Here is an 18,486-nt window from a genome sequence, read left to right on the forward strand (position 1 = left end):
GGCAAAAAGCCGGGGCGCGTGGCGCTCCGGCTTACTTTAAGTTGATTTCCTTATGAAGGAGACAAGGAAACTGCCGCCGGCTCTTGAGCAGCCAGCTCCGGCCGCTTGGCAGCCAACAAATTTTCCACCGCCAAGATTTGGTCAAAAAGGCCAAACACTTCTTCCGGATCGTAAAGATTTTCCAGTACGCTGCGCCTGCTGCGCGAGCGTCCCGCCTAGCTCCCCGAGCGCGCCGGCCAGCAGTTCTTCAGACTGTCCCCCACCATATGCTTCGGCGGTATCAAACCATTTGATCCCGCCTTCCAAGCTGGTCTGTATGATTTGCCCTATCTCCTCCTTGCTTAGCGCCGGCCAAAATTTCCCGACCACTCCCTTTCCGTTGCTGAACTGCCAGCAGCCAAGCCCAAGCGGCGACAACATTAAATCGGAGTTGCCCAGCTTGCGCAACCGCAGTGAATCTGTCATCGTTATCAGCCCTTCCAAAAAAAAGTTTTCATCCAAATAATTTCCTGCTCGTTTGATTATATAGTAAAACCTGTTATTGCTTCCTGGTTTTACTTGACATTTGTATACTTCGGGTCAACGATAGGCGCTCGCCAGCCCCCGTTCGGGACTTTTCACCCTAGAGATGGGAACCATGCTGAGCGAACTGCGAAAAGCCGGTGCGCAACCAAGTCGCGCACCGGCTTTTCGTTTTAGAAACAATCAATCCGCCCTCTCAGGCAATCTTAATTCCAACTTGTCCAAATCCACAATAAAACCGTTCGTCTTCAAAATATCCAAACCAAGCAAGCCCTTATGAGAGTTAGGTAACATTCCTATATCTACTTCAATCTGTTTGATTTTCAAGGAATCAATCATAAGCTCATCCATGATCTTGGTATAAAACGGTACGGTCCCACCTATTCCATAAGCTTCGTAAACAGGGTCTCCATTTTCATAGGTAACTCCGATCTGTTCCATAGTATCGGGACTGAATATGGTGTGGGATGAGCCGGTATCCAAGATAACATCTTCTATCTGTATCGTATTTCCGCGATAAGTTACAGAAAGGTTAATCGTCAGAAGATTTCCATTATCATGAATCTTCATAGGTTACGCCGCATCCTGACCAAAGGATCTGTACGCAGATGAATGACGCACTCCTCATTAGAAGTATGATAAACAAGCTGCTGCGGCCCTACGTTAAAGAATTCCCTGTTAGCCTCCCTTTCCGGTATAACCCGAATCGGAGCCATATCCGTTATGATTTTCTTCCCATCTTCCTTCCGAAAATCGAGAATAGACAACAAAACAAATTGATCTGGAAACAGCTCGCGTACTTCTTGCCATCGCATTGCAAACCCTCCTTGTTCTAGGATTTACTTAATAGAAATACGATTACTCTTATTTTATCATGTTAGGGCTGAAACGGATAAAATGAAACTCAATTAAAACTGCCTTGCATTAACGTTTAGATCGTATTTGGCCCCAGTTCTATTATAAGTGTAAATTTCCCAATCTCCGCTTAAGCCGTCTGCGACGAGCTCTTGATAACTTACCGTTTGTTGTTTACCCGACCCTAATTCATAATCGGATAGCAACTCGACTCCATTGCGGCTGATTACTAAGTAAACAGATGAAGTGGAGTTATTTTTCACCCAAACCTCCATATTTTTACCGTTTTCCGGTGCGGTTGTAAACGAGCCGGTATACCCGCTGCCGCCCGATAGATGAACACCATTGATCAGAATTACATCCGTCGGACCATTTGCAACTTGATCATCATTTTCCGTAATAGCAGATGCTGACGCCACGAAAGTAAGAAACAACATAGCTGCTGTGAGAAATAATGCAGGAACCTTTAATTTTTTCATACTCTTAATCTCCTAAATTTTTCAGATAAAATCTGTAATAAGCATGCTACTTTTTATTATACAAAATTTCCCGGGGACAAACTATGGTTCAATCCAGAAATCGGCGCGCAGATGGATGGAGAAAAGCCCTTTGACACTTACCTCAAGGTAAGTACCTGTACTAAAAGTGCATACTTACAAATTTGCAGCGCGCCCATTATACTCAAGAATGAAATCATGCTTATAGGAGGACAAAGCTTTGAAAACTCTGGTTATCGTAACCCACCCCAGCATGGCGGAATCCGTCATCAATAAACGATGGGCAGAAGAACTCCGCAAATACCCGGAGAAATATACCGTACACGAATTGTATAAGGTTTACCCTAACGGAGACATTGATCCGCAAAAAGAACAACAGCTCATCGAATCGCATAGCAATCTTGTGTTGCAGTTCCCTATTTATTGGTTTAATTGCCCGCCTCTCCTTAAACAATGGCTTGACGATGTTTTTACGTATGGATGGGCTTACGGTTCAAAAGGAGGCGATAAATTAAAGAATCGCAAAATTGCCTTAGCCGTGTCCGCCGGAATCAGAAAAGAAGATTACAGTAAAGACGGGAGATATCGTCACACCCTTGAACAATTACTAGTTCCTTTTGAAACGACCTTCCTATACTGCGATGCGGACTATGGTTCGTTTTTTGCGTTTTATGGCCAAGAAAATGAACCCGGCGGAAATGAGCCCGGTGCAGAACATGAGCCGCCTTTAAGCGAACTAGAAAAAAGCGCGCGCGACTACCTGAATTTTATCGACAGCCTATGAGAAAAGACCGCCGGGGAAGTTCGTACCGGCGGTCTCTGACTGTGTGGAATTTTTGCCCTTTTTGCGGATCCAGCGAAAAATATAAGGACAAAAAATGCCGCTAATGAGGATGAACACGCCTGGCTCCGGATCATAAGTACATAAAGTTCCGCTATTTTGCAGGCCCAGCCGAAACGTCTGTCGTTCCGGTAGCCGGCAAGCCGTTCAAGCTGTTCTCCTCTCCCCACTCGCACATCATATTTAACAGCGGGAGGAGAGAACGGCCGCGTTCCGTTAAGGAATATTCAACTTTTGGCGGGACTTGGGGAAACTCCTCGCGCTGAATAAGGCCGTCGGCCTCCATTTCTTTTAGCATAACGCTCAGCGTTTTAAAGGGAATATTCCCGATACTTCGTTTCAGTTCATTATGCCGCATCACCTTGTTTTCGGCCAGCCAATACAGGATGATCATTTTATATTTACCGCCGATTACGGACAACGTGTATCCAAAGCCAGTGTCTTTTAGCGCCACGCCAGACGGAACACAGGTTTCGCGCATTAACTACAACCTCCTTCAAGCAAAATTACCCCCAGCTTCACTTTTGATGTTAGCAAAAGGCGGATGTTCGTTCGCACGCCAAGCATCCTAGCCCGCCAGAGTGCACGGAAATGCGCGGAAGTGCGCCGCAACTCCGCTCACCGCATAGCGCGCGCCAGCTCCGTGAAGATGACGCCAAGCGCGTAGGCGCCGGCATCCGGGTACCCGAGGCTGCGCTCGCCGACGGCGCCGGCCCGCCCCATGCGGGCGACGATAGCCTCGGTGCGCTTCGCCCCCTCTACCGCCGCTTCCGCCGCCTTGGCCGCCGCGCTCTTCAGATCGTTGCCGGCCGCCGCGCTCCGCTCCCACGAATCCGCGAACGGAACCAGCGCGTCGATCAGCGTCTTGTCGCCGACGACCGCGCCGCGGCCAAAAGAGCGTTCGCCGGTGGCCTGGATGCCTCCCACGGCCGCCTGCATCATGGCCGCGAACTCCGCGGCCGAGAGGGCCGTGCGGTCGGCGGCGTATTTGCCGGCCGCGCGGAACGCCGAGCCCCAAATCGGGCCGGATGCGCCGCCGCAATGCTCCATAATGACCAGCGAGCAGGCCTCCAGGAAGCCGCCGATCGTGCCCGCGTGATGCTCGATAATCTCCGGCCACTCCCGCTTCAATTGCTTGAACCCTTTGGCGACGCTCATCCCGAAATCGCCGTCGCCGGCGTGCGCATCAAGCTCGCAGAACGCAACTTCATGCCCGATAATAATTTCGCTCATTTTATCCGTCAGATAAATGATATTGCGAAGCGTAAATGCGTCGTTTCCGACCTCCGCATCCGCCGGATCGGTCTCGCAGCGGAAAGAAGGCTCGCGCTGTTCCGCCGCGTCCGTCTCCGCTTCGGCCGGCAGCGGCGCGAACGGTCCGCGCACCTGCAGCGCCGGCGTATCGCATTCCGCTTCCAGGTACCGCTTCAACTGCTCGTCCAGCCGCATGATCGTGACCGAAGCGCCGGCCATATCGATGCTGGTCATATAGTTGCCGGCAAACAATGTAAAAATCGACTGGCCCCGGCCGCGGATCTTGCGGACGACCGCGTTCGCCAGCACATATAGCTCCTGCAGCGGCGAAGCGCCGAATCCGTTCACGAGCACCGCCAACTCCTCGCCGGAGCCGCTATCCAGGTTCATGTCGCGGTACAAGTCGTCAACCATCTTGCGCGCCAATTCGTCGGCCGAAGCGATTTTCTCCCGGCGAATACCCGGCTCGCCGTGAATGCCGACGCCATATTCGATCTCATCCTCCCCGAGCTCAAAGGTCGGCGTGCCCTTGGCCGGTACCGTGCATGACGTCAAGGCGAAGCCGATGGTGCGCGTGCGTTTGATCGCCTTTTGCGCGGCCGCCTTCACTTCGGCCAGCTCCAGCCCCGCTTCGGCGGCGGCGCCGGCGATTTTGTGCACAAGCACGGTACCGGCCACGCCGCGGCGTCCGACCGTGTACAGGCTGTCCTCCACCGCGATATCGTCGTCCACTTTCACATAATCGACCAGGATGCCATCTTCTGCCGCGAGATGAGCCGCATTTTTGAAATTCATCATATCGCCGCTGTAGTTTTTGATGATCAGCAGAACGCCCTTGCTCCCCGCGGAAGCTTTGATTGCCTGATAAACCTGGATCTGCGACGGGGAGGCGAACACATCGCCGCAAACCGCCACATCGAGCATCCCCCGCCCGACGAATCCGGCATGGGCCGGTTCATGCCCGCTGCCCCCGCCGCTGATCAAAGTGACTTTGTCGTGGTTTCGTTGTTTTTTCTTCACAATTTTGTACTTGCTGTCGAATTCCAGTTCGGGATGGGCAAGCGCGAGACCCCGCCCCATGTCCCGGACCAGTGTCTCCGGCTTGTTAATGATCTTCTTCACGTTTCAATCACCCTTTATGCTTGATTTTCTATCGCTACTCAATGATCAATGAATGACCTGAAAAAATGGAAAAAGCTGTGGGTCTCGCTTCATTATACAATATATGGCGTACACTCAAAAGTTATCCTCGAACGCCGCCTCCGCCACGGTAAACACGGCCCCGTCATATTTGTAACGCAGCTGGATCGACACCGGGAATTCGGCCGGCGACACCTGGATCGGCACCGATGCATACAAAGTATTTCCTTCTACGGAATATCGGACAATGCTGCCGAGTGCCGGCTGATCCAGCCAAAATCCGGCGTCCTCTTCCTGGTAATCGAACCTGCGCGTTTCGCCGCCCAGCGTAAATTGATACGTACGCTTGCCCGCTTCTGCCGTCATGCTCGATTCCAGCTCGGATTCCGCCACCAGTACCGGATCCGCAGCGGATACTTCCGTTAAATCGTTTCTGAGCAGCTTCAGCGCCGATTCGTGAACCCCGGTTCCGTATCCGGTCGTCAAGATGACAGCCAGCATCTTCTCGTCTCCATTGCCTGCCTGCAATACCGCAACATTCGGATAATAGGACTCATTACTTACGTTGCTCCAGCCGTCAAACGTTTTGTCCGCATCACCATATTGGACACGGATCGGACGAACCTTCCCCTCCTCCTTATGCAAGGCTCCCGTAATCTTCAAATCAAGTGCGGAATCCTCTTTCAACAAAACGGTTTCTCCTTCGCCATGGTCAGCCTCTCCTTCATCCGGCGGAGACCCGGTTTCGTCCGTACTTACTTGCTCGATGCGTGAGATTTTTTGCGTATCGACGCGGATGTAAACGTCAATCATTTCTTGATATACCGTGGGAATCGAATCCCGCAGCCCCAAACGGAGCGAGTACACGGTTTGCGCATCCGCGGCACGGATCGAATCGACGTACACTTCATACACCCAAGGACTGGACACGTCATAACGTTCCAGCGCCTGTTTGACCTCCGAATTTTCCCAAATGTCCGGCGTCGGGCCGCCCCACACGCCAAGCTGCCGCTGCAAAAGCGCTTTGGCCAACGTCACGATCGTCCGGTCGCTATCCTTTTTGGCCGCGTTTTGCGCGGAATTCCACCAGTCGAAATCCCCACCTTGCCCAGGCTCAAAACCGGAGCGAAACGTCCCTCCTCCCTGGGTGACTGGACCCGGGCCATTGTTGGACGGAACCGGCACAGGCTCCACCCGGCTGCCGAACCAAATGCCTCCGCCCAGCACCAGAAGCAAGGCCGGAACGATCACCGTGAAAGCTTGAATCCATGCTTTTCGAGACCGTTTCTTTTCCGCCGATTGCAGCCGCCGCTCGACCCGCTCCATCATATCGGGCCTAAAACGCCGCTGCTTAAAAGGCGGTCTGGCCAATCTTTGTTCCCACTCCGGCTTCCATTCATGCATGATCGTTCGCTCCTTTCCATTCGGCGGCAAGCTTCTTTTTGGCCCTGTGAATCCTTGACTTCACCGTGCCCGGCGTAAGGCCCGTAATCACGGATATTTCATCCATGGACAACTGATGGTGCACACTCAACACCAGCGGGTCGCGAAAATTGCCGGGCAGCTTCAATACTTGCCGCCACAATTCGTCCGCCGCTTCCCGCTCCAAATATTGCGATTCGGCAGATGGCGAAGACAGTGAAGACGCTGTACCGCTTGGCCCATCATCCGGCGAACGTTCGCCAAGCAGCACCACTTTGCGCAAAAATGCCCGTCTTTGATAGGAAAGTGCGGTATTTCGCGTGATTTTAAGCAACCAAGTTTTGACGGAAGCCTCCCCGCGAAAAGAGGCATAATGTTGATACGCTTTAATAAACACATCCTGCGCGACATCATCCGCCGTATGCGTATTCCCGGTGATGACGTAAGCATAGTTCCAAACGTCCTCCCCGTACGTTTCCATCAGCATCCGAATCCCCGACACGCTCATCTCCGCAAGATGCTCCAGTTGCATCTCCCTCAAGTCATTCTCCTCCCCTTTACCCAAACAGACTCCCTGAAGGCAAGGAAAGTTCCCGAATCGGCGAAAAATTACACCTTCGGCTTAAACCCGTCCACCTGTTCCGGCAAAATCAAATTCCGCTCTAGGATCAGCAACAATTGCTCCACCATTTCTTCCGGAGTGTAAGGCATTGACTGGACCATCCACCATTCCATCAGACCGGCAACCGCTACCGCGAGAAACTGGACAAGAATCTCCGGGCTGATCCCCGGGCCGATGCCGCAATTTTTGATGATCTCCTCGATCCCCTGCTCCATCATCGATTTCATCCGGTTTCGGAATACGGGAACCCCTTTGCTCGTCATCAGCGTGGAGTAAATGGAGGCATGGCGCTGCAAAAATTCAAACGTACGCAGCAGTAAAGCTTTGGCGGACACCTCGTCTGGATCCCCGCCGGGCAGGCAGGTTTCATACAATAGCTGCAAATACGTTTCGATGCATTGATCGAGCAGATCGTATTTATCCGTGAAATGCAAATAGACAGTCCCCCGGTTCACGTCGGCCCTGTCCGCGATTTCCTGAATCGTGATCTTTTCAAAGCTTTTTTCCCCCATCAACATGACAAAAGCTTCCATAATGGCCTGCCTCGTTTTTGCGATTCGTCTGTCCATCACTCTCTTTGCTCCTCTTTTTAGACATTTCCGATAGCATTTGTTGAATACTCAACAGAATCAAAAATATTACCGATTGCTGCGGGATTTCAATGGATGTTAAGGTAATTGTAATCAACAAATGTTATTTTTTCAACAAATGTTCATTCATTTTGAAGGTGAGGAGCGAAACATGAGAGTATTGGTTTACGGAGCAGGAGTCTTAGGAAGTTATTTGGCCCATGTTCTTGTGCGCGGGGGCAACCAGACGGCTATATTGGCGAGAGGAAAACGGGCGGAGGAATTGGAGCGGGATGGCCTCGTCATCCGCCATTACTTTCAGCGGAAAACGACGGTGGATCAGGTCCGCGTCATTCGGACGCTGGAAGCGGACGATATTTACGATCTTATCTTTGTTGTCATGAAATATTCGGATTTTCCGGCAGTCCTGCCGATTTTGGCCGATAACCGGAGCAGCAACATCATTATCGTTGGCAATAACACGGACGCCCGCGACATGCAAAATTACCTAAAAGAGCATAGCAATACGCCCAAAAATATCGCCTTTGGATTCCAAATTAGCGCCGGAACCAAAGAAAACGGAAAAACCGTCTGTATCCGCAGCGGCAGCGGGCAGATGGTGCTTGGCGGATTGGACGGTCCGATCCCCTTTAAGGCCGAGCTTGACCTGGCGTTTGCGAATGTGAAATACAAGCTCGCCTACCACGATAACATCGACGCCTGGTTGAAAAACCATATCGTCCCCATTCTGGCGCTCACTTACGCCGTCATCATCCATGATCGCCGGATGAGGAAAATCGCCGGGGACGGCAAGCTGCTGCGGCAGATCGTCGCGGCCATGGACGAAGGCTTTCGCGTGCTGGAAGCCCAGGGTTATCCCCTGGTACCGGCCGGTCAAGCTTCATTTATCCGTAAACATCCCTTGCTGTTGCGCCTGATTTTAAAAATATATCACCTGCTGCCGGCCAGCCGGCTGGTCGATGGTTCCGACTACGAAATAGCCGCTTTAAGCAGCGTATTCCGCGTGTGGAAGAACAGGTCCAACGTCTCTACTCCCAACTGGGATATCCTCGAGGAGCAGTTTCTCGCGAAAGCTCCCGTTTAAAATTAGCTATTTTTCATTGAAAATCACCCTAAAATTAGCTAAAATAAATACATAAAATAGCTAATTCGAGGTGAGCCTTATGCGCGTTTCTTCCACCGATATGCAAAACAAATTCGGGAAGTATTTAAAGTTTGCGGAGGCGGGTGAGGAAATCATCGTGACGAAGAACGGCAGGGATGTGGCCAAATTGACGGCGTTCGCCGGGGAGGATGATGATCCCTTCCTGAAGGAGGAAGCGGCCAGATACGAAAGCGGCGATTGGGTGACTTATGAGGAGTTTCTCGAACTGACCGAGATGGCGGAACAGCATTTCGAGCTCATCGACGGTGTCGTGTATAACCTTGCCTCTCCTTCGTACAAGCACCAACAGGCTGTAAATGAACTACACGGTACGTTTTATCTTTGGTTTAAAGGAAAACCCTGTACACCGCTGACATCTCCTTTTGACATCACGCTGATGAAGTCAAAAATGAATACTTGTGTCGTTCAGCCGGATCTGGTTGTCATTTGCGACAAAGATCAAATCAACGAGCGCGGCAAATATATGGGCACGCCGGAACTGGCTGTTGAGGTGCTGTCTCCTTCCACGCGAAGCAAAGATTTGATCCGGAAGCTCGAATTATACCGAAAATGCGGAGTGAAGGAATATTGGATCGTCGATCCGATGAAGGAGCAAGTGACGGTGTTTACTCTGACTGACGGCGAGATCGCGGATGTAACCTATTATTCGAAACCCGGCAACCAGTATGCGGAATCCCAGCTATACGAGGGCCTGCGCGTTTCGCTGCAGGACCTGTTCGCCTAATCGCCCGCTCGTATCAACCAAAAAGCAGGAGCCCAGCTTAGGCCCCTGCTTTTTTGTCCAGATATTTTCCCATTGTTTTCATGCCTTCTTTGCGCTTTTTGGCATATTCCGCCGTCGCGGTGAACAGCACATCGGAAGATGAGTTGAGCGCCGTTTCGAAAGAGTCCTGCAATACGCCGATGATGAAACCCACCCCAACGACTTGCATGGCAATATCGTTTGAAATGCCGAATAAGCTGCAGGCCAGAGGTACAAGCAACAGCGATCCCCCGGCCACGCCGGAGGCGCCTGCGGCAGATATGGCGGAGAGTACGCTAAGAATCAGCGCCGTGCCAAAATCCACTTGAATGCCCAGCGTATGAACTGCCGCAAGCGTTAAGACGGAAATCGTCACCGCCGCCCCCGCCATATTTATTGTAGCGCCCAAGGGAATGGACACCGAATACGTGTCTTTATCCAGCCCCAATTTTTCGCATAATCGCATATTGACCGGAATGTTGGCCGCGGAACTTCTCGTGAAGAATGCCGTAATCCCGCTTTCCTTCAAACAGCTAAACACGAGGGGATACGGATTCCTGCGGATATTCAGGTAGACGATCAGCGGATTCACCACCAGCGCCATAAACAACATGCATCCAATCAGCACGAGTAGCAGCTTCCCGTAATTAAGCAAGGACGAAAGACCATTTGCCGTAATGGTGTCATAAACAAGTCCCATGATCCCAAACGGCGCCAATTGAATGACCCATCTGACGATTTGCGATACGGCGTCCGAGAATTGGGTGAGCAGGTTTTTCGTATGATCTCCGGCGCCCTTTAACGCCACGCCAAGCAGGATCGCCCAAGCCAGGATGCCGATATAGTTGGCCTCAATCAAGGCTTTTACCGGGTTGTCCACCACTTTGAACAGCAAGTCCTTCAGCACTTCGACAATGCCGCCGGGCGGAGTCAGGTCTCCGCTGCCGCTCACGAGCGACAAACCTACCGGAAAAATAAAACTGGCCACAACCGCGATCAATCCCGCCAAAAATGTGCTTAATCCATACAGGACGAGAATCGATTTCATGTTCGTTTGGCTGCCCTTTTTATGATTGGATATGGCGGCCATAACGAGAAGCAAGACCAATACGGGAGCAACCGCCTTTAAGGCGGATACGAACAAGGTACCGAAAATAGCAATCCCCGTTGCGCCGGGAACGGACAAAGCCAAAACAATCCCAACGAGGATTCCCAGAAAAATTCGATTTACCAGACTCACTTGATTCCACTTGAGTATTAATGTTTTCATTTTCTCCTCCGGATTCCAATATGAAAAGTATAACCGAACACTGCAGCGACGCTGTAGCGAGACATAGCGTTAGTTTATCACGAAATTTGACGGTTGTGTGTGGGAGAAAATATCCATTTTGTTAATTATCGCAAAATTCTCAATTCTTGGTATCTACTGTGAAACCATTTGCCCCGACATCATTCATATGGGCATCCTATAAAGTGAATACATGAAGGAATAACTCGCCCGGGAAACAGAGAAAAGGCTGGCCTGTTTGAAAACCCGAGCGAAACAAAAAGGAAAAAAATGTCGCTATTCCGGCGACATCACCCATTTTGATAGAAATAGGGGAAATTTATGTCGCTATTTTTTAAAAACGCAGGAGGGTGACCCCTTTTTGCACCATTAGTTGGAAAATAAGGCCATAAAAATCCGTTATTGTGATGAACTTGTTCGCTTACGGAATAATAAGACCATAAAGTTCCGCTATTTTTATGAAGGGGCTCCTTAGCCTGCCCGATTGCTTATCGGCCCAGGGCCCCCTCCACTTTGTAATTCGCCAAATCGATGTCGATATCCATTCCAAGAACCAGCTTGGCTAGTTGAAACCCGATATACGGTCCCATCGTTAGCCCCGACGCCCCCAAGCCATTGGCGACGAATATGCCTGCCCAACCGGGCAAAGCGCCGATCACCGGGAGAAAGCCCGGGGTGAACGGGCGAAAACCGACCCTCGCCTCAACAAAGCTGCCTTCCGCGAGCCCGGGAGCATGCTCCAGCCCCTTATTCAAAACCTCCTGCAAACCGCCCGCCGTGACACGCGTGTCGAAGCCCTGCGGATCGTTTTCATGGGTGGCGCCGATCACAATCCGGTGACCGTCAAAGGCCAATATATACTGATCGCCGGGCGGAATAACGACAGGCCAATGCCCCGTGTCCGCATCCGGCAATGCCAAATGAACGATCTGCGCCTTTTGATAGGTCACTTTAAAATCCACGCCCAATGGCTTCAGCAGTGAATTGGCCCAAGCTCCTGCGCAGACCAGGACCGCGTCCGATTCGATCGTTTGGTCCTCAACTTGCACTCCGGTTGCGGCGGCACCGGCGAATCGGATCGCGGCCTCCCCGTTCAGCAGCGTGGCGCCATGTCCGATCGCGGCGCGCAGCAGCGCATCCCGCAGGGCGCGCCCGTCGACGCGGGATGCGCCGCTGATATGCAGAGCGGCATAGTCGTCCGCCAGCGGAGGAAACAACCGCTTCACCTCACCGGGATTGAGCAGCGTGATCTCGCCGATTTCCGGGGCATCCTGCCTGCGTTTTACAGCAAGCTTTTCCAGTTGGACAAGCTTTTCAATCTCCTTATGCAACCGAAGCGCCCCCACACGGGCGTAACCGGTTTCGTTCTCCCCGCCCTGCTCCAGCTCTGCGATCAAGGGTGGGTAAAACCGTGCTCCCTCCTTGGCCAGCTGGTACCAGGCTTGGTTGCGCCGCTGCGATATCCACGGGCAAATGATCCCGGCAGCGGCAGCGGTCGCCTGTCCCGGGTCATTCCGGTCGACAATGACCACTTCCGCTCCCCTTTTAGCCAATTGATAGGCCGTAGAAGCGCCTAAAATCCCCGCGCCGATAACAATAAACTTTTGCATGGTTACAGCATCCTCTTCTTGTCTTAAGTCACGTTGTATTTTTCCTTCCGCTGGCTGACCGCAAACAAGACGAACGATAAAATCTGCAAAAGCAACATAGGAATCGCCAGCCAGAGGAAAAAGAGCGATACGATCGGCGCCAAAAGCATCACGACGGCTTCCACACTCCGAACGTAATTAAATGGAACCATTCTTGAATGGCCTTCCATCAACAATGAAATGATGGCGGCCACCAGCATCATGCTAAATAGAAGGGAAATATAGGCGGCGGTCACGGCCATTCTGCTTAACGTGGTGTCCTGCACCAGAAACGCCGCTAAGTAAAAAAATGCAACCACGCCCACGGCAAACATGAAAATAATCGGTTTAAGCGGGCTGAACAATTTGGAGACCGTCTCGACCACATCCGTAGGCATCGTTAATGGAGACAGTTTTTCCTTGACTCGATCTAAACGGTCGATCTCCTTTTGGATGAGGGATAGCAGGGTGGCAAGGACAAAATCATCTTCCCCCGAATAATAATCCCTCAGAACTTGGCGGGTCTCCCCTGTAAAATACGAGCTCGCTTCTCCTAACTTTACGTACAAATGCAGCTTGGCCTGCGAATCCTCCGGTTTGTTGATCGCCTGCGCGATCGCGGCCTCAACCCCGGCGTACAATTCCATCCGCTTTAGAATCAGCGACAACTTGGCCCGATTGTTCTCTTCCATCATGCCTTTAAATTCTTTATAAAGCCAAACGAGGGCCATAAATGCAATAACCATAGCCAATGACCAAACGGGAGAAAACATTAAATAATCTATTAATTTGTCCAACACGAACCAAACACCTCATAACCAGAGTTCTTTTGCCACATTAGCCATTATACTATAATCTGGAAACCTGTCGAACTGAACTTTTTTGTCAGCGGAAAAATAAAAAGGGCAACTCCGGACTGAGTCGCCTTTGAACTATCATTTCGGCCATCTATTTATTTCAGCTTACCTACCGTAACGGCGACCTGCTCGAGCTGCGCCTGGCTTAAGGTATGATCCGGCGAGCTCAGCGTAACGAAACGGTCGTCCAGCTTGAAGCTTAAGTTAGGCGTCTCATCCGGCGTATACCATTTCGCTTCAACTCCGCCCGCCAAGGATACCGTCTTACCTTCGTAAAGATAAGCATAATCCCGGGGAGAAACATTTACGGTCATGTGGTTGAAGATGAGGTTCACCCCGTCATCCGAGGCGCCGACCGACTTGAAAGCATCTCCTTTAACCATTTGCATAGGTGCATAAGGCGTCTCGAAGGATTCAAATTTCGCAAACGCATCGGTGATCTCCTTGAGTTGAGCTTTCGTGTAGTTCACCTTAGTCAAGCTTATGTTTGTACCGCTTTCTTCGGAATTTCCGCCGCCGATTTGCACCTGATGCTTTTCAGCGTTATAAGAAACCGGGATATTCAGCACCTCGGCGATCGTCCGCACCGGCAGATACGTTGTGTTGTTATAGGTGATCGGCGTTAATTTGCGGCCTTGATGGTCGGTCAGAGAATAGGCTTTACCATCCACCTGGATACCGATTTGATGATTCAGATACGCCGTAATTTTCTGCAGCTGCGTTCCTGCATATACGCCGGCTGCGCCCGTAACGGTCATGCCCAGCACGGCCATAGCTATGATTGATTTTTTCATGTTGTTCATTGTATCCAATCCTCTCTGTTCTATTTAAAATCGATAACCTGCGTGACGATAAGCGATTTCGGGTCGTCCACCGTAATTCCCAGCCGCTGGCCGGACGGGCTCCAAGTTAACGGGTAAACGGGATGGGGGACCGGCTCGGCGGACGCATAATACGGCGCAAGCGGCGAAACCATACCCGAATAGGTGTCGAAAATGTACACCCCGTTCATGCCCGTCGTCTCCTCGGTGTAGACATCAAACGCCAGCTTCGCGGAATCCGGGGACCAGGAAATATCGGAGATCAGGTCGCCTTTGCCGATGAGCGAACCCTGGAGACTGCCGGCGGAATCGTAAATCAACAGCTCGCTGCCCCGGCCCCCGCCCAACTGGGCAACCGTGGATACGGAAATATATTTGCTGTCCGGCGAGATTTCAAAATTCCAAACATCTTGTATCAGGCTAACCGGCGTCGCTTGCCCTGGTTCAAACACCTTCAGCACCTGACGGTTGTCGGTATAATAAATCCGGCCATGACTGACGCCAAATTGCGTAAACGTCTCGACATCCCGATCCTCCAGCGGAACCTTGGTCACCTTCCCGTCCACCGCCGAGACTTGGCGGATTTCTCCGCGCCCGCTCATGGAGCCGGCCGCCAGAATATACGTCTCTTCGTTCAGCCAACCGCCTAGTTCCAAATAGTTATCGCCTTTGATCTGAATCGTTTGGCCAGTAGCGCGGTTTTTCACGAAATTGTCTGCTGTGTATTTGTCCTTCCATTTCTGGATGAAGCTGTACCGGCCGCCCGGTGAATTGTTTTCTTTAACGAGCATGTATCCGTCCACCTGTGCTCCTCCTTCCCCGGTATTTTCGCGGCTTTGGCCGGTGTTGATATTCACGATCGAAGCCTCATACTCATATTGCGGATCCTCCGTGGCGGTTCCCGGTTTCACCAGCTTGGTCGTCTGGATGCTGATCTCGTCCTCCGATAGCCAGGCCTCAATGCTGGCCGCCTCCATCCGGTGGGTGCGGGTTACCGACACCTCCCGGCCGGACGGCTGAATCGGTGACTCTACGACGGTCAGTTTCCGTTTACCTTCAGAGGGAGGCGCTACGTCCTGACCCGCCTGCTCTCCGGATCCACTTGCGACAGGATCGACTACGGTCAGCCGGCCCCCAGCCGATTGGCAAGCCGTCAAGGCGAAGGACAACGCCATTGCCGTCATAAACTTGATGCCATACGTCCCAATGTTGTGTCTCATCACAGGTACCTCCCGCGTTCCTGCCACAGGCGCTTTGCTCAAAGACCGGTTGAATTGAATCGGTCCGCCTTGGCTTGCCCTGTTGACTTAAGTATAGAAAGAGAATATCTCCGAAAAATATCCGACTTGTAACGATCCTGTAAACTGCAAAAAAACAAGCCCGGACTCTATTCCAAGTCTGGGCTTACGTCGGCGGTTATAGTCTCCGGCCGTTCCGGCCGCTGCATTAGCAGCGTGATCACAAACACGGAGCCCTCCGGCCCCGTTTCGGCGAGCTCAACCGTACCATGCTGCTTTTCGGCAAGGCCGCGCACGAGCGGAAGTCCCAGTCCCGTTCCCCCGTGGGCTCTGGACCGGTCGCTGCTGACCGTATAAAAAGGATCGAAGATTCTGCTGCGTTCCTCCGCCGGAATACCGATCCCGGTATCCCGGACCGTGATCTTCATCCGGCCTTGTCCCTTCGCCCCCCGTGCCGCCTCGTTGGAAAGGAACACCTTGCCGCCCGGCTTGTTGTATTTTATCCCGTTGTCCAGCAAATTCAGCATCATATGCATCAGATTTTCCGGATCAGCCCACACCGTGCCTTCCTCCAGCGCTGTTACAAGTTCGATGCCGTATCCCTCCGCCTTGGCTTGGAGGCGGGCGGCCGCCTCTTGCAGCAGCGGCTTTACATCTATGGATTGCGCACGGGTCTCAAACTCATACACATCCATCGCGGACAACTTCAGCGCCTTCTCGACGAGCCCGTACAGCCGCTCCGCCTCCTGGGCGATCCGCCCCCGCGCTTCCTCCAGAAGCGCCGGGTCGTCCCGATACATTTCCAGCAGGTCGGCATAAGCGAGAATCGAGGTCAGCGGGGTTTTTAACTCATGGCTGATGTTTCCGATAAACAGCTTTTGCTGCTGCTCCAGCTCCCGCAAGCGGGCTATCGCCTCGAGCAGTTTGCTTTTTTCGGCGGTCAATTGGCTGAGGGACGCGGAAATTCTTTCGCTCATCTCGTAAATGCCCTGCGCCAGCTCGCCGAGCTCATCGTTCCGGCGCACCGTGGGGGCGGAAAGAAACCCTCCCTCCCCAATCCGCCGGGCGGCGCCGTTTAACCGGCCGATCACATGGGCCTGCCGCCACACGTAGAGGTAGCCAAGCAGAAACCCGCCCGCCAGTACCAAAACGCCGGTGACCCAAAACAAATTTCTTATCCGATCGTAAAAAGCATGCTGCTCCGCCAGCGACACGTGGAACTGAATCGTCCCGATCCGCTCATCATTGGCAAGGTACAGCGGCGCCAAATACAGCAATTGCTCCCCTTTGGTGATATACGCCGCCTTCCCTTGCGCCGTATAGGCCAAGGCATCCTGCACGTCCGCCTTCGGCTGGAACGGCAGCGAGGTGCCGGCGAGCGTTCCGTCCGGTTTATAGAGAGTCACGGGCAGGCTGCTTTGAGCGCCGAGATCAACGGCCAGCCGTTGGCCGCTTTGCGTCAACAAATCACCCGGAGTCTTCGCGCCGCTTGTCATCGACTCCTGGCGCACCCGCAAATTCGCGGCCTCCGCCTCCCGGGCGAGCGACTGCTCCAACCGTAACCGCTGGTCCTCCCGGATGCCGGCAAGCACCAGCAGGCTGAGCACCACGATGACGGAAGCCAGCAGCAGGGCCAGCAGCACAGCGGCCTTCCACTTTAGGCCAAACCGCCAGGTTCGCCGCTTCATGGGATTTTCTCCGTGCTTTTATAGCCGATGCCGTACACGGTCTGGATCACCTCGTGCCAACGCCCCAGCTTCTTGCGCAGCCGCTGCACATGCATATCGACTGTCCGCGTTCCGCCGGCAAAGTCCATGTCCCACACCTGCTCCAGCAGCGCCTCCCGGGAATAAACCCGCTCCGGATGCTGCGCCAATAAAGCCAGCAGGTCAAACTCCTTGGGCGTCAGCTCGAACTCCGCCGCCGGATCATCCGCGTGCACCGTGCGGCTGAGCAGGTTGATCGTCAAGCCGGCCAACCGCACTTGCCCCCCAGCCTCGGCGGACCGCTCCTTCGCCATCGGCCCGCGGCGCGACAAAGCTTTGACCCGGGCGATGATTTCCCGCATGTCAAATGGCTTGGTCATGTAGTCGTCCGCGCCGAGCTCGAGGCCAAGCACCTTATCGACGATATCGTTTTTTACCGTTAACAGAAGGACCGCCGGCCGCGACTCCCGCACCTCAAGCTTGCGGCATACCTCGTATCCGCTTAGCTTCGGCATCATCACATCAAGCACCATCACGTCCGGCTGGAACACATCGACACGGGCCAGCGCCTCCTGCCCGTCCGCCGCCGTTTCCACCGTATACCCCTCCCGCCTGAGCGCATAAGCGACGGCGTCAGAAATGCTCGCTTCATCGTCAACAACTAACACCTTGGTCATGGGAATACTCCTTTATTCTATTTAGGCTTCCTTCCACCCGCTTGTCTAATGCAACTCCGGACTAAGAATCAATTAGAATTTCTCTTACAAAACTTTTGATACTCCTCTTCCTCATAATCCCTGCCGTTCTCCAGATACCAAGCCTTATCTTCTTCCAAATCCTGTTCCGTTTCCGGATAAACGAGATAACCGCGTATCTGCATTTGCTCATACATTTGTTTGGTAAAGTATTTCAACGATAACCTCCTTACCAACTCCCTTTTGCCTAAAGGCAGGGGATTCTTGGGATCAGCCAGCTAACGCCGATTTGTATCCATGCTATTCCCTCATATTATCACTGCTTTAATTTCTTTTTTACAACCAAACAAGGTCAACACACACGGTACATTAGATCATTTTACGGCAAAAAGAAAAAGACGACCAAACCTTACGTCGCCTTTGCTTTTTATTTAGAAAGAATGGAATCGTCCTGTCCATTGTTTGAGGTCGAAGAATAAATCTGCATACGAGGAAGATCAACAATAAAACGGCCGGGAATCAATATATCTAATCCTATTAACCCATTGATTCTTGGGTCTTCTCCAACACGGCCAAAATCAAACATTAACTCTCCACCTCTAC

General features: G+C 52.4%; 20 protein-coding genes and 1 pseudogene. 3 read left to right on the plus strand and 18 right to left on the minus strand.

Annotated features, from left to right (window positions below):
- Positions 1-192: 192 nt before the first annotated feature.
- The 4 genes and pseudogenes from EHV15_RS26840 to EHV15_RS26855 all read right to left on the minus strand — a co-directional run.
- Positions 193-465: pseudogene (locus tag EHV15_RS26840) on the minus strand (aldo/keto reductase); the annotation flags it as partial.
- A 240-nt stretch (positions 466-705) separates the two neighbouring features.
- Entirely contained in the window at positions 706-1,092 is a 387-nt protein-coding gene (locus tag EHV15_RS26845) for a retropepsin-like aspartic protease (RefSeq protein WP_128633919.1), read from the minus strand.
- Entirely contained in the window at positions 1,089-1,337 is a 249-nt protein-coding gene (locus EHV15_RS26850; protein ID WP_128633920.1) for a hypothetical protein, read from the minus strand. The genes EHV15_RS26845 and EHV15_RS26850 overlap by 4 nt, the downstream gene beginning before the upstream one ends.
- A gap of 93 nt (positions 1,338-1,430) precedes the next feature.
- On the minus strand, positions 1,431-1,856 hold the full coding sequence (locus tag EHV15_RS26855; protein ID WP_128633921.1) for a hypothetical protein: 426 nt from the start codon (positions 1,854-1,856) through the stop codon (positions 1,431-1,433).
- A gap of 238 nt (positions 1,857-2,094) precedes the next feature.
- Here EHV15_RS26855 and EHV15_RS26860 point away from each other — a divergent pair, with 238 nt between their 5' ends.
- Complete coding sequence (locus EHV15_RS26860; RefSeq protein ID WP_128633922.1) at positions 2,095-2,658, plus strand: NAD(P)H-dependent oxidoreductase; 564 nt, start codon at positions 2,095-2,097, stop codon at positions 2,656-2,658.
- 151 nt (positions 2,659-2,809) lie between these two features.
- Here the strand turns inward: EHV15_RS26860 and EHV15_RS26865 are convergent, their stop codons facing one another.
- The 5 genes from EHV15_RS26865 to EHV15_RS26885 all read right to left on the minus strand — a co-directional run bounded on the left by EHV15_RS26865 (position 2,810) and on the right by EHV15_RS26885 (position 7,722).
- The gene (locus EHV15_RS26865; protein WP_128633923.1) at positions 2,810-3,196 is read right to left on the minus strand and encodes a winged helix-turn-helix transcriptional regulator; all 387 of its coding nucleotides are present in this window, start codon (positions 3,194-3,196) and stop codon (positions 2,810-2,812) included.
- Between the two features lie 137 nt (positions 3,197-3,333).
- Positions 3,334-5,091 (minus strand): dihydroxyacetone kinase subunit DhaK, encoded by a 1,758-nt coding sequence (gene dhaK, locus EHV15_RS26870; RefSeq protein ID WP_128633924.1) that lies wholly within the window; start codon positions 5,089-5,091, stop codon positions 3,334-3,336.
- A 114-nt stretch (positions 5,092-5,205) separates the two neighbouring features.
- Positions 5,206-6,513 carry a hypothetical protein gene (locus EHV15_RS26875; RefSeq protein ID WP_128633925.1) on the minus strand — a complete coding sequence of 436 codons (1,308 nt, stop codon included), beginning with the start codon at positions 6,511-6,513 and terminating at the stop codon, positions 5,206-5,208.
- Positions 6,506-7,063, minus strand: a complete 558-nt coding sequence (locus EHV15_RS26880; protein ID WP_342774092.1) for an RNA polymerase sigma factor — start codon at positions 7,061-7,063, stop codon at positions 6,506-6,508. The genes EHV15_RS26875 and EHV15_RS26880 overlap by 8 nt, the downstream gene beginning before the upstream one ends.
- Positions 7,064-7,140: 77 nt before the next feature.
- Positions 7,141-7,722, minus strand: coding sequence for a TetR/AcrR family transcriptional regulator (locus tag EHV15_RS26885; protein WP_128633927.1), 582 nt, complete (start codon positions 7,720-7,722; stop codon positions 7,141-7,143).
- Positions 7,723-7,894: 172 nt separating this feature from the next.
- On the opposite strand from EHV15_RS26885, the gene EHV15_RS26890 reads away from it, so the two are divergent.
- Both EHV15_RS26890 and EHV15_RS26895 read left to right on the plus strand, forming a co-directional pair.
- Complete coding sequence (locus EHV15_RS26890; RefSeq protein ID WP_128633928.1) at positions 7,895-8,827, plus strand: ketopantoate reductase family protein; 933 nt, start codon at positions 7,895-7,897, stop codon at positions 8,825-8,827.
- 79 nt (positions 8,828-8,906) lie between these two features.
- Positions 8,907-9,632: a type II toxin-antitoxin system prevent-host-death family antitoxin gene (locus EHV15_RS26895; RefSeq protein ID WP_128633929.1), complete on the plus strand. Its 726-nt coding sequence runs from the start codon at positions 8,907-8,909 to the stop codon at positions 9,630-9,632.
- A 37-nt stretch (positions 9,633-9,669) separates the two neighbouring features.
- On the opposite strand, the gene sstT is transcribed toward EHV15_RS26895, so the two are convergent.
- The 9 genes from sstT to EHV15_RS36690 all read right to left on the minus strand — a co-directional run bounded on the left by sstT (position 9,670) and on the right by EHV15_RS36690 (position 18,469).
- On the minus strand, positions 9,670-10,920 hold the full coding sequence (sstT, locus tag EHV15_RS26900; protein WP_128633930.1) for a serine/threonine transporter SstT: 1,251 nt from the start codon (positions 10,918-10,920) through the stop codon (positions 9,670-9,672).
- A 506-nt stretch (positions 10,921-11,426) separates the two neighbouring features.
- Positions 11,427-12,548, minus strand: coding sequence for an NAD(P)/FAD-dependent oxidoreductase (locus tag EHV15_RS26905; RefSeq protein ID WP_128633931.1), 1,122 nt, complete (start codon positions 12,546-12,548; stop codon positions 11,427-11,429).
- A 23-nt stretch (positions 12,549-12,571) separates the two neighbouring features.
- A complete protein-coding gene (locus EHV15_RS26910) occupies positions 12,572-13,363 on the minus strand; it encodes a hypothetical protein (RefSeq protein ID WP_128633932.1) in 792 nt (263 codons plus the stop codon).
- A gap of 155 nt (positions 13,364-13,518) precedes the next feature.
- A complete protein-coding gene (locus EHV15_RS26915; protein ID WP_128633933.1) occupies positions 13,519-14,226 on the minus strand; it encodes a stalk domain-containing protein in 708 nt (235 codons plus the stop codon).
- 20 nt (positions 14,227-14,246) lie between these two features.
- The gene (locus EHV15_RS26920) at positions 14,247-15,464 is read right to left on the minus strand and encodes a WD40 repeat domain-containing protein (RefSeq protein WP_128633934.1); all 1,218 of its coding nucleotides are present in this window, start codon (positions 15,462-15,464) and stop codon (positions 14,247-14,249) included.
- 167 nt (positions 15,465-15,631) lie between these two features.
- Positions 15,632-17,170 carry a sensor histidine kinase gene (locus EHV15_RS26925; protein WP_128633935.1) on the minus strand — a complete coding sequence of 513 codons (1,539 nt, stop codon included), beginning with the start codon at positions 17,168-17,170 and terminating at the stop codon, positions 15,632-15,634.
- Positions 17,167-17,865: a response regulator transcription factor gene (locus EHV15_RS26930; protein WP_128633936.1), complete on the minus strand. Its 699-nt coding sequence runs from the start codon at positions 17,863-17,865 to the stop codon at positions 17,167-17,169. The genes EHV15_RS26925 and EHV15_RS26930 overlap by 4 nt, the downstream gene beginning before the upstream one ends.
- Before the next feature lie 68 nt (positions 17,866-17,933).
- Positions 17,934-18,101, minus strand: coding sequence for a DUF4085 family protein (locus EHV15_RS36685; protein WP_178075972.1), 168 nt, complete (start codon positions 18,099-18,101; stop codon positions 17,934-17,936).
- A gap of 209 nt (positions 18,102-18,310) precedes the next feature.
- The gene (locus EHV15_RS36690) at positions 18,311-18,469 is read right to left on the minus strand and encodes a hypothetical protein (RefSeq protein ID WP_178075973.1); all 159 of its coding nucleotides are present in this window, start codon (positions 18,467-18,469) and stop codon (positions 18,311-18,313) included.
- Positions 18,470-18,486 lie beyond the last annotated feature (17 nt).

The organism is Paenibacillus oralis (assembly GCF_003863965.1).
Taxonomy (GTDB): domain Bacteria; phylum Bacillota; class Bacilli; order Paenibacillales; family Paenibacillaceae; genus Fontibacillus; species Fontibacillus oralis.